The sequence below is a fragment of the Arthrobacter endolithicus genome (genome assembly GCF_026627425.1).
GTDB lineage: Bacteria > Actinomycetota > Actinomycetes > Actinomycetales > Micrococcaceae > Arthrobacter_M.
The window spans coordinates 113,492-126,032 of record NZ_JAPNLH010000008.1 but is presented as its reverse complement, the minus strand read 5'-3'; the positions used below and the strand labels follow the sequence as shown (position 1 = coordinate 126,032).

General features: G+C 62.4%; 14 protein-coding genes. 10 read left to right on the top strand and 4 right to left on the bottom strand.

Features of this window, described 5'->3' with window-relative positions:
• Positions 1-69 precede the first annotated feature (69 nt).
• From OS914_RS09245 to OS914_RS09225, 5 genes are read left to right on the top strand one after another with little or no spacing between them, the layout of a single operon-like run.
• A complete protein-coding gene (locus OS914_RS09245) occupies positions 70-1,011 on the top strand; it encodes an ABC transporter ATP-binding protein (RefSeq protein ID WP_267545814.1) in 942 nt (313 codons plus the stop codon).
• 5 nt (positions 1,012-1,016) lie between these two features.
• Positions 1,017-1,925: an ABC transporter permease gene (locus OS914_RS09240; protein WP_267545766.1), complete on the top strand. Its 909-nt coding sequence runs from the start codon at positions 1,017-1,019 to the stop codon at positions 1,923-1,925.
• Between the two features lie 34 nt (positions 1,926-1,959).
• Positions 1,960-3,276, top strand: a complete 1,317-nt coding sequence (locus OS914_RS09235) for a sensor histidine kinase (RefSeq protein ID WP_267545765.1) — start codon at positions 1,960-1,962, stop codon at positions 3,274-3,276.
• Positions 3,277-3,334: 58 nt separating this feature from the next.
• Positions 3,335-4,099, top strand: a complete 765-nt coding sequence (locus tag OS914_RS09230) for a response regulator (RefSeq protein ID WP_267545764.1) — start codon at positions 3,335-3,337, stop codon at positions 4,097-4,099.
• Positions 4,100-4,156: 57 nt separating this feature from the next.
• The gene (locus tag OS914_RS09225) at positions 4,157-5,440 is read left to right on the top strand and encodes a M18 family aminopeptidase (RefSeq protein WP_267545763.1); all 1,284 of its coding nucleotides are present in this window, start codon (positions 4,157-4,159) and stop codon (positions 5,438-5,440) included.
• A gap of 124 nt (positions 5,441-5,564) precedes the next feature.
• Here OS914_RS09225 and OS914_RS09220 read toward each other — a convergent pair whose 3' ends face one another.
• On the bottom strand, positions 5,565-6,215 hold the full coding sequence (locus OS914_RS09220; protein WP_267545762.1) for a DUF1345 domain-containing protein: 651 nt from the start codon (positions 6,213-6,215) through the stop codon (positions 5,565-5,567).
• 333 nt (positions 6,216-6,548) lie between these two features.
• Between OS914_RS09220 and OS914_RS09215 the strand changes: the two genes are divergently transcribed.
• Positions 6,549-6,785 carry a hypothetical protein gene (locus tag OS914_RS09215; protein ID WP_267545761.1) on the top strand — a complete coding sequence of 79 codons (237 nt, stop codon included), beginning with the start codon at positions 6,549-6,551 and terminating at the stop codon, positions 6,783-6,785.
• A 104-nt stretch (positions 6,786-6,889) separates the two neighbouring features.
• Here the strand turns inward: OS914_RS09215 and OS914_RS09210 are convergent, their stop codons facing one another.
• Entirely contained in the window at positions 6,890-8,629 is a 1,740-nt protein-coding gene (locus tag OS914_RS09210) for an MFS transporter (RefSeq protein ID WP_267545760.1), read from the bottom strand.
• A 550-nt stretch (positions 8,630-9,179) separates the two neighbouring features.
• On the opposite strand from OS914_RS09210, the gene rpsF reads away from it, so the two are divergent.
• The 4 genes from rpsF to rplI all read left to right on the top strand — a co-directional run bounded on the left by rpsF (position 9,180) and on the right by rplI (position 10,910).
• Positions 9,180-9,485: a 30S ribosomal protein S6 gene (rpsF, locus tag OS914_RS09205; RefSeq protein WP_196397756.1), complete on the top strand. Its 306-nt coding sequence runs from the start codon at positions 9,180-9,182 to the stop codon at positions 9,483-9,485.
• Between the two features lie 61 nt (positions 9,486-9,546).
• Complete coding sequence (locus tag OS914_RS09200; RefSeq protein ID WP_267545759.1) at positions 9,547-10,119, top strand: single-stranded DNA-binding protein; 573 nt, start codon at positions 9,547-9,549, stop codon at positions 10,117-10,119.
• A gap of 84 nt (positions 10,120-10,203) precedes the next feature.
• Positions 10,204-10,443 carry a 30S ribosomal protein S18 gene (rpsR, locus tag OS914_RS09195; RefSeq protein WP_196397754.1) on the top strand — a complete coding sequence of 80 codons (240 nt, stop codon included), beginning with the start codon at positions 10,204-10,206 and terminating at the stop codon, positions 10,441-10,443.
• Positions 10,444-10,460: 17 nt separating this feature from the next.
• Entirely contained in the window at positions 10,461-10,910 is a 450-nt protein-coding gene (gene rplI / locus OS914_RS09190) for a 50S ribosomal protein L9 (protein ID WP_267545758.1), read from the top strand.
• A 65-nt stretch (positions 10,911-10,975) separates the two neighbouring features.
• Here the strand turns inward: rplI and OS914_RS09185 are convergent, their stop codons facing one another.
• Together OS914_RS09185 and OS914_RS09180 are read right to left on the bottom strand one after the other, a co-directional pair.
• A complete protein-coding gene (locus tag OS914_RS09185) occupies positions 10,976-11,326 on the bottom strand; it encodes a hypothetical protein (protein ID WP_267545757.1) in 351 nt (116 codons plus the stop codon).
• A 400-nt stretch (positions 11,327-11,726) separates the two neighbouring features.
• On the bottom strand, positions 11,727-12,365 hold the full coding sequence (locus tag OS914_RS09180) for a hypothetical protein (protein WP_267545756.1): 639 nt from the start codon (positions 12,363-12,365) through the stop codon (positions 11,727-11,729).
• Positions 12,366-12,541 lie beyond the last annotated feature (176 nt).

Genomic DNA, 12,541 nt, shown 5'->3' with positions numbered 1-12,541 from the left:
GCGTTGAGTCTGAATGGATAGACGGTGGCCAGCTGGCTGCTGGCGGCTCTACGCAATGAGGATGATCAGATGATCGAGGCAACAAACCTCGCCAAGAAGTACGGTGAGAAGGTCGCAGTAGCAGGCGTTTCTTTCTCCATCGAGCCCGGGCAAGTCACTGGTTTCCTGGGTCCAAACGGTGCTGGGAAATCCACCACCATGCGCATGATCGTCGGATTGGACCGACCCACCGCCGGATCTGTCATTGTCAACGGCCGGCCCTACGCTGAACATCGTGATCCCCTGCACCAAGTCGGTGCGCTCCTGGACGCCAAGGCTGTGCACACCAGCCGCAGCGCTTACAACCACTTGCTGGCCATGGCGGCAACGCACGGTATTTCCACCACCCGTGTCAACGAGGTCATTGAAATGACCGGTCTGGCAGAGGTGGCAAAAAAGAAGGCGGGCGGGTTCTCCCTCGGGATGGGACAGCGCCTGGGTATTGCGGCTGCGCTGCTGGGAGATCCGCAGACGCTGATCCTTGATGAGCCCGTCAACGGGCTGGATCCGGAAGGCGTGTTGTGGGTCCGGAATCTGGTCAAGTATCTGGCCGGGCAGGGAAAAACAGTCTTCCTGTCCTCGCACCTGATGAGCGAAATGGCGCAGACCGCGGACCATTTGATCGTCATCGGCCGCGGTCGGATCATTGCCGATGCACCCATTGCGGACATCATCGCCGGCAAACAGCAGGCGCGGACCCGGATCAGGTCGCAGCAGGTTTCCGAGCTGTCGGATCTGCTCGCCGGTGAGGGTGTCAGCGTGAACAGCAGCGAAAATGAGACGCTGGAGGTCTCCGGGCTCGATGCGCATCAGATTGCCCGCATTGCCTTGGATAACCGAGTACTGATCTACGAGCTGACCCCGCTCAACGCTTCCCTTGAGGAAGCGTACTTCGACCTGACCAAGGACGAAGTAGAGTTCCACTCCCATTCACTTGCCAATTCCGGCGGCCAAGCACCGGAAGGAAACTAAGGACTATGAGCACCTCAACAACAGCTAAGGCCGCAGCCCCCTCTACTGCCGGTGGCGCCGGCCTGTCCTTTGCCGGCGTCCTGCGATCGGAATGGATCAAGTTCCGCTCGCTAACATCCACCAAGGTATTGCTGCTCTGCACCTTCGTTGCCGTAATCGGCGTCGGCACGTTGACGGCCTGGCTGCGTGGAACCATTATCGAACAAACGATGAAGTTCGGTCTCGCGCGGCCGGGAATTCCCGGAAGCAATCCTACGGGGATGACCGCCGAGGCCGCGGAAAAGACGCTCCCGCCTAATCTTGCATTGTATGGGATTCCCAATGGTGGCCTCCAGATCGGCATTCTGATCCTCGGGTCCCTTGCCGTCCTGTTCATTTCCTCGGAATTCGCCACCGGGATGATCCGCTCCACGATGACGGCGATCCCCAAGCGGCTGCCGGCCTTCGCGGCAAAGGCGATTGTGCTCGTCGTGGTCTCCTATGTGATCACCCTGGCTGCGGCGTTTGTGACGTTCCTGATCTCCATTCCGATTCTGCATTCCTACGGGATCAGCATGAACCTGCAGCGTGAAGGCCTGCTTCCGGCGATATTCCTCGGCGGTCTGTACGTTGCCGGCGTGGCCCTGATCGGGCTCTCACTTGGTACCTTGCTGCGCAACTCCGCGGGCGGAATCATGGTGCTCGTGGCGCTGTTCTTCGTGCTTCCCTTCGGCACTCAGCTGCTGACCCTGGTGCCAGGAGATTTCTGGCTGCACGTCAATGAATACGTCCCGAGCGTGGCCGGCGGCCGGATGCTGGAGATTGGCCACCGCGACGCCTTCATAGATCCATGGGCCGGCGGCCTGATCTTCGTGGCCTGGATTCTTCTCTTCCTGATTCCGGCCGTGATCACGCTCAAGAAGCGTGATGTCTAGGCTTAAAGAAGAGACGACTCCTAAACTCCCCACCATGGTCAACACAGACCAGGCAGCGGCGTCCGCCGAACGAACAGCGGCGGGCGCCCCTGCCGGACCGTCGGCACAACGGCCGGCCGAGATGCTTGCGGGACACAGCATTGCGGCCCTGACTCCTGCCGAACTGACGGCACGGCGCCGCGGGACCGTCCGGCGGTTCTTTTACGAACACCCTCTGGTGATGGACCTCGTCATCGTCGTTCTTTACCTGCTCCTATCGGCGGGAACGGTCATCGGGCATCTGGTCAACGGCGCCTCGCTGCACCTGATCCTGACCCTGATCTCCGCCGGAGCGCTGATGTTCCGGCGCGCTCGACCCGTCTCCGTCGTCGTTCTGCTGACGGTCATCGAGACCGTTCTGCTGGTGCAGGACCCCCTTTCCAGCAACGCCAGCCTCAGCCTGTGGTTCGGTCTCTACGCCGTGGCCGTGCAGCGCGGGAGGATCTTCAGTTTCATCACGACGGCGGCAGCCAGCCTGCCGCTGGTGCTGGTGTTGCTTCTGTTCTTCAGGTTTCCTGCGCCAATGGTCGGGGCAGCGGCGCAGAGTGGTTCGGTGGCGGGGGTCATTACAGCCGTCGTCGTTCTGCTTTCCAATGTGATCGCCACTGGCATCGGACTCGGGGTGCGGCGGGACCGCGAGCATGAAGTCGAACTACGCTCGTGGGCAGACCGCAATGCCCAGCTGGCGTCCGTGTCCGAGCGGAACCGGATCGCGCGGGAAATGCACGACGTCGTGGCGCACTCGCTGACCGTGATGATTGCACTCTCCGACGGCGCCGCCGTCGCCCTCACGCGCCGTCCGGCCCGCGCCGCGGAGGTGCTCGCGGAACTCTCCCGCACCGGACGCACGGCGTTATCTGACATGCGCCGCGTGCTGGGCGTGCTGCGGGCGGACGGCTCCGTCGAAGCCGACGGCAGGGCACCACTGCCCGCGGGAGCAGGAATGGAAACGCTGCTGGATGGATTCCGTACTGCGGGTCTGCCCGTATCGCTGACCCGGACGGGACCGGCGCTGCCGGATGATCCGGCCTTCCAGCTTACGGTCTACAGGATTCTGCAGGAATCCCTCACCAACGCCCTGCGCTACGGCCGCGCGATCTCACGCGTCCAGGTGGACGTGACGCACTCCGCTGGCCAGGTCCGCCTGCGGATCTCCGACGACGGCCGCGGCAGCACCGCAGAGACACCTTCGCTTGGTGTCGGGCAGGGCATTGCGGGGATGCGCGAAAGGGCCGGCATCTATGCTGGAACCGTCAAGGCGGGTCCGTGCCCCTATGGTGGTTGGGTAGTCGAGGCGGTCCTGGACACCTGACGCCCGGACAGAAAAAATCAGGGTTTTTAGCACCGGCCGGTAAGCATGTGGGGAGACTATGAGCGGATACGTGAAGGACGACGGCGACGGCCCGGCCGTTGGAGCAGCCGGCCGGGCGGCCGGGACGGCCGTTGGTGGAACAGCTGCGCCCGTTAGCGTTTTGCTGGTGGATGACCAGCCGCTGCTGAGAATGGGTTACCGCCTGATCCTGGAGGGCGAAGCGTCGATTTCCGTAGTCGGCGAGGCTTGCGACGGTGCTCAGGCAGTGGCACAGGTGGCCGCGCTGCGGCCGGATGTGGTCCTAATGGATGTGCGTATGCCCGTTCTAGACGGAATCGAGGCAACGCGCAAAATCACCGCGGATGGTGCCTGCACCCGCGTCATTATTCTGACCACCTTCGATCTGGATGAGTACGCATTCGCCGGATTGCGGGCCGGGGCGAGCGCGTTCCTCCTCAAGGACGTGGCCCCGGCGGAACTAGTTCGGGCCATTCAGCTAGTTGCCAGCGGAGACGCTGTCGTGGCGCCCAGAGTCACGCAACGGCTGATAGAGAATTTTGTCCGCTCGAGGGCACCGCGGAACGGTCAGGAATCCAGAGATCCGTTGCTGGCAGAGCTGACCCGTCGCGAAACCGAGGTCCTGGAGGCCATTGCCGAGGGGCTGTCCAATTCGGAGATTGCGCATAAGTTCTTTCTGTCTGAGGCCACCGTGAAGACGCACGTTCGACGTGTCCTCACCAAACTCCATCTTCGCGATAGGGTGCAGGTTGTGGTGTACGCCTACGAAACCGGGCTGGTGGTACCCAGCAACCCGGACTACTGACCGGTTCCGGGGAAAGTGCTGGCTGCAGTTGCCGCCAATGTTTGATTGAATCGAAGTATGAGTGAAGCCGAGAATCACATTCAGGACCTGGCCGCCTACGTCACCGCGTCGCCGTCGAGCTTTCACGCCGCGCATGAGGCCGGCCGGAGACTGACAAGCGCAGGCTTCGCTCAACTGGATGAATCGCAGGAATGGACCGGCGGTCCCGGAAAAAACTTCATCATTCGTGACGGCGCGATCATCGCGTGGGTCACACCGTCCAACGCCACAGCCGTGACCGGCTTTAATATCCTGGGGGCGCATACGGATTCGCCGTCCTTCAAGCTCAAGCCCAAGCCTACGACCGGCAAGTTCGGCATGCTGCAGGCCGGCGTGGAGGTCTACGGCGGTCCGCTGCTGAACTCGTGGCTGGACCGGGAGCTGAAGCTGGCCGGCCGACTGGTCACGTTGGACGGCGCCGAGACATTGGTGGCATCGGGGCCCCTGCTGCGTTTCCCCCAGCTGGCCATCCATTTGGATCGTGGGGTCAACGACGGCCTGGTTTTGGACAGGCAGCAGCAGATGAATCCGGTCTGGGGGATCGGGGATGCCGGCACTGCGGACCTTCTCGGGCTGCTGGCAAACGGTGTGGGTCTGGATCCTGCGGACATCGCCGGCTACGACGTCGTCGCTGCGGACACGCAGGCACCGGCGGTGTTCGGGGCCGAAGGAGAGCTTTTTGCGTCTGGTCGGCTGGACAATCTTTCGTCCGTGCACGCGGGTTTGACGGCCCTGATCGCCGCCGGATCAGTGGCCGACCCGGACGGACCTATCGCGGTACTGGCCGCCTTCGATCACGAAGAGGTCGGCAGCGCCTCACGCTCCGGCGCCTGCGGACCCGTGCTGGAGGACGTTTTGGTCCGGATTTCGGACGGACTCGGTTCCACCGTCAGTGAACTGCGCCGTGCCTTCAGCATGTCCTTCTGTGTGTCCGCCGACGCCGGGCACGCTGTCCATCCGAACTATCCGGAGCGCCATGACCCGGCGAACCGTCCCGTCCTCAACGGTGGCCCGTTGCTGAAGATCAACGCGAACCAGCGCTACGCAACTGATGGGGCCGGGGCGGCCGTGTGGGCTCGCCTGTGCCGCTCGGCAGGGGTGCCCTATCAGGAGTTCGTCTCCAATAACGTGATGCCCTGCGGTTCCACGATTGGCCCGTTGACGGCGACGCGGCTCGGGATCCGTACGGTCGATGTCGGCACGCCGCTTCTGTCCATGCATTCGGCCCGGGAACTGTGCGGCGTGCAGGATCCGGGCCGGCTGGCGCAGGCGGCGGAGGTCTTCTTCGGCACCAGGGTGTAAGGAGCTGGCCTCCTGCCGGCCTCCACGCGCTCGCGAGGGTCGCTCGGACAACCACCCGGACCCCGCCTCTACCTATGCCGGTGATCGACCTAGGACGCCTGCAGCCGCGCTGAGATCCTAGGGACTACTGGGCCAGGCTGACGACCAAGTTGATGGTGGTTGCCAGAATTCCGGTGCCGAAGACGAAGGCGAGCAGGCTGTGTCGGAGCGCAGCGGACCGCATTTCCCGCGTCTGGATGTCCGTATCGGAAACCTGATAGGTCATCCCCAAGCTGAACGCCATGTAGGCGAAGTCCGTGTATTGCGGAGGTTCATCCTGATTAAAGCTGATCCCCTTGGGAACCGGACGCGCATAATAAATCTCCGCGTACCGCAGTGTAAAGAGCGTATGCACCAAGAGCCAGGACAGTGCGACGGTGAACAGCGCGAGCAGCGCCAACAGCAACTTGGCGATGCCCTTGGCATCCTGTGCGGCAATCATCACCAGGACGACGGCGGCAAGGCTTGCCAGGGCGGCGAGCAGAATCAGCACGTCTGCGGTGGAGCGCAGCGGGTCCTCCTGCGCAGCGTGGCGCGCTGTGGTGTCCGCATCCATCCGGGAGATGGTTAACCAGATCCAGAGGTTGTAAATCAATGCCGCTGCGGCCCAGCCGACTGCCGGTGCGTAGATCCATTCGCCGAGGATGGCTGTTCCGAACCCGGCCGCAATCCCGGCCAGGACCATGATAAAGAAGCGCAGATGCGCACGCCTGGCGCGCAGCGATTTGTTCGACATGGCCCGATCTTCCCATAGGACGGACTCGGATCGACGAAACGGCGTATACGACACCAGTTTTGGCCGATTTGGGCGGAGCGGTCTGATTCGGCGGACCCTGCGGGAGATCATTACTGTAGACGTTACACAGCACGAATCTGTGAAAAAACTGGGCGACGTTGTGAGGCACCGCAGTCAGTGACGCTCAAGCCGGTTCCTAATGCTGCTTTTAAAGAAGCTGTCCAGACCAAGGTGGATGACTTCCTGGCCAAATGCGTGGCGTCCGTGGATCTGGAACCGGCCGGATGACCATTTAACGCATACATGTATGGGGAGTCTCGGCAGGTGAAGTGGGTGCTGACGTCACCGCCCGTCATTTCCATCAGTGGAGGGTCCCCGTCCAGCGGTGCGGATGCGATATGGCGGATCGCAACCGCTAAATCCGGTAAGGCCACCGTGACATATGAGCGCAACGTCTCCTTCGATGAGGTCAAGCAGGAATGGAAAGCTGGCAGCTCCGACTCGTCCATCTACGTTCGCGGCGATATCTCACTGCAGAACGGGCAGCTGAAAGTCACTGTGGATAAGTAGTTTCCTGGATGTGAGGGCCGCGCCGCGAAAGGTAACTGGAGGTCGCGTCGTGGAAGCGGCGTTAGTGTTTTTGGCAGCACACCCGATCCGCACCGCTCCGGGAGTCAGTAAGTGGAGCCGGAGTCGGGCTTAGCGTCGGCAACGTGTGTGCCATGCGTCAAAGCGGGATCACCCGCCCCGCCCTGGGTGGGCGCTGCGGCGTCCCGACTTACCGGGATGCCGCGGTGCTTGGCATGGTGCTTGCCTGAACCGTCGGTATCGCTGCCACGGATTCCGGTGGCGCCTGCCCTGCCGGCGGCGCCAGCGCCGGCCGGACGACCACCACTGCGCTGATTCACCCGCTTTGGCAGTGCAAACACCAAGACGAAGGCAGCCACGGCGAAGATAGCGCTGACGAGCATGGCGTGGGCGGAGGCGTTGGTGAAGCCCGTGGCGAGGTTCGCCGTAGCCTGCCTGTTGACCTCAGCGATGGCAGCGGCCGTGTGTGACGTCGGCGGCGCCGGTTTGGCTATGGTCAGCGTGCCGAAGAGTACCGAACCGATCGCGGCGATGCCGATTGCGGCACCGATACGCTGGATCGCCGCGATCACGGCCGAACCGGATCCTGCGTCCCGCCGATCGACGGTCGCCACGATGAATTGTGCATTAGGTGCGATGAAGAGCCCGTTGCCGACCCCACTGATCAGGAGCGGCGCGAGCAGAATCCAATTGGTGAGGTCGGACCCCTTCTGAGTCAGGAAGATCAGCCACAGCCAGATCAGACCGATGGCTACGAGCGCGGTTCCGAGCATCAGAACACTGCGGCCAAGGCGCGACGAGAGCCGGTTGCTCTGCGAGGAGCCGAGGATGCTGCCGATTGCGAATGGGATCGTCACCACGCCTGATTCGAGAGCGCTGTGGGCCAGGCCGCTCTGCCAGAGCAGAGAAATTGTGAAGAATATGCTCGTGAAGGCTGCGAAGTAGACGAGGGCAAGGATCACGCCGCCGGTGAAGTGCGGGTGACTGAACAACGTCGGAGGCACAAGGGCGCTTCCGCCCCGCCGCGTGTAGTGCACCTCCCAGAGCGCAAACATCGCGAGCAGGACAACGCCGCCTGCGATGGTGAGGTAGGTCCAGAGCGGCCAGCCCTCGTCTTGGCCCTGAATGAGGGGGACGAGCAAGGCAACCAGGGCGGCCGATACGAGGAAGACGCCGAACCAGTCGAGTCCGGCAGGAGGACGCGGGGCGGCCGGATCGCGCCGGGGAAGCCAGTACATCGCCAGGACAAGGGCAGCGAACCCTATCGGTAGGTTTACGTAGAAAACAAAGCGCCAACCGTCGGCGTTACCGAAGGCTTGGATCAGCAGACCGCCGATGATCGGGCCGAGCGCGGACGAGACACCGATGACGCTGCCCATGATCGCGAAGGCCTTGCCCCGCTCCTGCGGCGGGAACAGTAGCTGGATGTAGGCGGTCACGGACGGTACAAAGATCCCGCCCGCGAGGCCTTGGATAACGCGAAAGATGACAAGCTCCGTATCGGATTGCGCGATTCCACAGGCCAAGGACGACACCGTGAACAAAGCGATACCGGTGAAAAAGACCCATTTGTGCCCCACCCGGTCGCCAATGCGACCGGCAGGGATGAGCGAGAGCCCGAACGCCAGCGCGTAACCGGAGATGATCCAGGAGAGCGTGGCCTCGTTGGCGTTGAGCGAGGTGCGGATGGTCGGCAGGGCCACATTGACTATGGTCGTGTCCAAAAGTGCAATGGACATCCCGATCAGGAGAACAACGAGTGCTCGCCATGCCGATTTGCCAGACGCGGGAACAGAGGATTTGGCCCTAGCGGTCGCGTTGATCATTGGTTTGCTGCCTTTCGTACCAGAGGCTGACTGCGGTTCTTCAGGGCCGGGAAAGCGGAGGACCATCGCCGCCGCGGCGGATTTAGATCGACTCGACGAGGATCTGGTGAGTTACAAACCGTCTCAGGTCCGTCCGTGCGGTGAGAACGGCATACTTCCCGAACAGCAGCCCGTGCCGCGGCAACAAGGGGCGTCAAATGGTTCGCGCCCAGCCGGGCGGAGCGGCCAGCTTGGTACGAGGTTGGCACGATTGACGTCGGCGGCTGGGGGATATTCACGGTCCATTTTGACGCATGGGCATATAGTAGCAACTCGAGTTTATAAGTTGCCTGGCTTGTTTGGCAGCCCCAATGCCTTCAAAGCGGCCCACAGCGGCACGGTGGCCTTATCCACAACCGGTCCGGCCGCCGTCGTACTTACGGTAATATAGATAAGTCTGTGCTGGCGCTCGCCATGTTTCATCGGTGGCCACCTGCCCACGGACACCGCAAATGAACCTCCTGTTACGGAAAGACCGTAGCCGTTTAGCCCAAAGGAGGTGGGTTCACATATGCGTCCTTACGAACTGATGGTAATCATCGACCCCGAGGTCGAAGAGCGTACCGTTGAGCCGTCGCTTCAGAAGTTCCTCAGCGTCATCACCACCGGTGGCGGAACCATCGAAAAGGTGGATATCTGGGGCCGTCGTCGACTGGCTTACGAGATCAAGAAGAAGACCGAAGGTATCTACGCAGTGGTGAACTTCACCGCAGAGCCGGCTACCACCCAGGAGCTTGACCGCCAGTTGGGTCTCAATGAGACGATTCTGCGCACCAAGATCATCCGCCCCGAAGACCAGAAGGTCGTTGCCGAGTAACTTCGGCTCCGACTTTTAAGCGTTTTCATCCGTAGGAACACACAGCAGGAAGCAGGAGCAGATGGCAGGCGAAACGATTATTACTGTCGTTGGGAATCTCACCAGCGATCCGGAACTGCGGTTCACGCCGTCAGGTTCGGCAGTAGCGAACTTCACCATTGCATCCACTCCGCGGACCTTTGACCGCCAGTCGAATGAGTGGAAGGACGGCGAAACGCTGTTCCTGCGCGCATCCGTTTGGCGTGAGGCTGCCGAGAACGTTGCGGAGTCCCTGACGAAGGGCACTCGCGTGATCGTTTCCGGCCGGCTGAAGTCGCGTACCTACGAGACCAAAGAAGGCGAAAAACGCACCGTAATGGAGCTTGAGGTCGACGAGATCGGCCCCTCGCTGCGCTATGCCAATGCCAAGGTTAACCGCACCCAGCGCTCCGGCGGTGGCGGCGGGAACTTCGGCGGCAACTCCGGCGGGGGTGGTAACTTCGGCGGCAACTCCGGCGGGGGAAGCCCTGCCTGGGGCGGCGGCGGAAGCCAGGGCTCAGGGCAGTCCGCTCCGGCAGAGGATCCGTGGGGCACCCCCTCCGGTGGTTCCGCCGGGTGGGGTTCTGGCCCGGATTCCTCGGAACCTCCCTTCTAAACACTATTCATGACGGCAACTGCCGTCGCAAACCATCCCGTGGATCCATATCCACGGGCTCCACGAATACTAAGGAGCTCCACGATGGCAAAGGCTGAACTCCGTAAGCCCAAACCAAAGTCCAATCCCTTGAAGGCCGCTGACGTTACAGTCATCGACTACAAGGACGTAGCATTGCTGCGCAAGTTCATCTCCGACCGGGGAAAGATCCGTGCGCGCCGCGTCACGGGCGTCACCGTTCAGGAACAGCGCAAGCTCGCCCAGGCAATCAAGAATGCCCGCGAAGTTGCTCTGCTGCCCTACTCCGGCGCCGGCCGCGGCTAAGCGAAGGGGATTACCAGATGTCTAAACTCATTTTGACCCATGAAGTCACCGGACTCGGTGCCGCCGGCGATATTGTCGAGGTGAAGAACGGTTACGCCCGTAACTACCTTCTGCCCCGCGGATTCGCCCTGACCTGGAGCAAGGGTGGCGAGAAGCAGGTTCAGTCGATCAAGGCCGCCCGCGCTGCCCGTGCCCACGCTTCTGTTGAAGCTGCTCAGGCACAGGCCGCTGCTTTGTCCGCTAAGCCGGTCAAGCTCGTGGTCAAGGCCGGGGAATCCGGCCGACTCTTCGGTACCGTCAAGGCCGAGGATGTTGCCAAGGCTGTCGAGGCCGCCGGGCTCGGCGCCATCGACAAGCGCAAGGTGGAATTGCCGGCACACATTAAGAGTGTTGGCACCTATACCGCGAACGTCCGTCTGCACGAGGATGTTGCCGCTGTCATCAACCTGGACGTCGTTTCCAGCTAATTGACGGATAGCTGAAAGGAACCCCAACGAACTTGGGGACTCCGCCGGCTTGTTGGCGAGGGCCGCTACCTGCCGGGTAGGGGCCCTTTCCCATCCCTTGCCGGTTCCACGCACTCCGGATCGGTACCGGCACGGCCGAGGGTGGCATAGCTTCTAAACGCGTCGCTGGTCTTGAGCTTTTGCTCCCGCTTTAGCGTGTGCAGCTGACCGTCCGCCATATCGCCTTGGTGCTGCTGCAGGATACTCCGGGGGTCGCGGAGGCGTCCGGCCTCCTGATGCTGCCCGGCCGCATCGGCGGCGGGCGCCGAATGTCCGGCAGTGCCGTCCCAGTAGGCCCGACGGCGGCTGTATCCACCCCGGCAGCCTCCTCCGGTGGCGGTTTTCGGTTTAGGCCTGCGGTCCCGACGGGCCGGCATTCATGGCGGCGAATCCCTCGCGGATCAGGGCTTCAAGGACAAACATGTCTAGATCAGCGAGTTCGTTGATGTAAAGACAGCCGGCGCCCGCCGTGTGTTTGCCGAGTATGTCCAGACGCTCTTTGGCGACCGGAGAGTTGATGAGCCCGTACAGGCAGAGGCCTGCCCCCTGCGGCGAAAATCCGACAGCAGGCTGGTCCCCTTCCCCTCCGCTTTCGTCGCGGTAGTGGTAACTGCCGAATCCGATGTTGCCCCGCTCCCCACATCGCGGCCGGGACCCCCGTCACGCCCGTCATCAGCCCCGTCAGCGCCAAGGAATCCCGGCGGCGGGCCTCATTGCCGATCGCCGCGATAAATCCCCCCACCTCGACGGTAACGGGCACTTAGCCTTCCATCGGCGTTACCCCAGCCGGTCCACGTAGTTCTTGGCGTCCATCAGACCAACGCCCGTTTTGGAGCGCAGCAGTGCTATTGCCTGCATCTTGCTGCCGTTGCGGATGAGGCTCTGCAGTTGCGCAATAAGTTGCGGGTCCATCGACATGGGTTGGTCCTGGCCGGCAAAGCGGCCGCCGTTTTGGCCGCCGTTACGGCCGGTGAGGTTCTGTCCGTGCGACTCATTTTGCCCCCGGGCTGCGTTCTGTCCGTGCGTTTCGTTTTGCCCCTGGGCCGGAGACGTCCGGTAGGCGTTGGACTGAGAATACCCAGTACGCTGCGATGGATGGCTTGGACGGCCCGCGGCTGCCAAGCGGGCAGCGGCCTGCAGCTGCGCCTGGGCCTTGCGGGCCAGCTCCAGCTGATAACGGTCCGCATCGGAGAGGCTGCTGCCGCCCGTGCGGCCGGCGCGGGCGGCCCAAAATAAAAAGACAATTCCGACGACGGCGATGAGCACTACGAAGAACCAGTCCATGCCCTGAGCATATGCCACGTTCGGCAGGGACGGGGCAGGATAGCTGAATCGGTCGTCCAGGTGTGCTGCCCCCGCGCTGGCGTCGGAGAGGACCTGCCCATCCGCTATATGCCTGAACCGGCATGGACGCATGAGGGCGATCTTCCGCCTGGGCCCGGAAACGTTTCGCTGCAGGCATACTATGCACGTTGAGCTCCGCCCCTTAACGACCGATCATAGCGTTGTCAACATGCAAGCTGTGGATGAAGGTTCATTGAAAACTTCTTTTCCTCCACAGGTTGTGGGGAGCGTTTCTGCAGGTCAGGGGC

Coding starts and splice junctions, on each gene's coding strand:
- OS914_RS09245 (WP_267545814.1), top strand. CDS start 70: ATGATCGAGGCAACAAACCTCGCCAAGAAGTACGGTGAGAAGGTCGCA.
- OS914_RS09240 (WP_267545766.1), top strand. CDS start 1,017: ATGAGCACCTCAACAACAGCTAAGGCCGCAGCCCCCTCTACTGCCGGT.
- OS914_RS09235 (WP_267545765.1), top strand. CDS start 1,960: ATGGTCAACACAGACCAGGCAGCGGCGTCCGCCGAACGAACAGCGGCG.
- OS914_RS09230 (WP_267545764.1), top strand. CDS start 3,335: ATGAGCGGATACGTGAAGGACGACGGCGACGGCCCGGCCGTTGGAGCA.
- OS914_RS09225 (WP_267545763.1), top strand. CDS start 4,157: ATGAGTGAAGCCGAGAATCACATTCAGGACCTGGCCGCCTACGTCACC.
- OS914_RS09220 (WP_267545762.1), bottom strand. CDS start 6,215: ATGTCGAACAAATCGCTGCGCGCCAGGCGTGCGCATCTGCGCTTCTTT.
- OS914_RS09210 (WP_267545760.1), bottom strand. CDS start 8,629: ATGATCAACGCGACCGCTAGGGCCAAATCCTCTGTTCCCGCGTCTGGC.
- rpsF (WP_196397756.1), top strand. CDS start 9,180: ATGCGTCCTTACGAACTGATGGTAATCATCGACCCCGAGGTCGAAGAG.
- OS914_RS09200 (WP_267545759.1), top strand. CDS start 9,547: ATGGCAGGCGAAACGATTATTACTGTCGTTGGGAATCTCACCAGCGAT.
- rpsR (WP_196397754.1), top strand. CDS start 10,204: ATGGCAAAGGCTGAACTCCGTAAGCCCAAACCAAAGTCCAATCCCTTG.
- rplI (WP_267545758.1), top strand. CDS start 10,461: ATGTCTAAACTCATTTTGACCCATGAAGTCACCGGACTCGGTGCCGCC.
- OS914_RS09185 (WP_267545757.1), bottom strand. CDS start 11,326: ATGCCGGCCCGTCGGGACCGCAGGCCTAAACCGAAAACCGCCACCGGA.
- OS914_RS09180 (WP_267545756.1), bottom strand. CDS start 12,365: ATGCGTCCATGCCGGTTCAGGCATATAGCGGATGGGCAGGTCCTCTCC.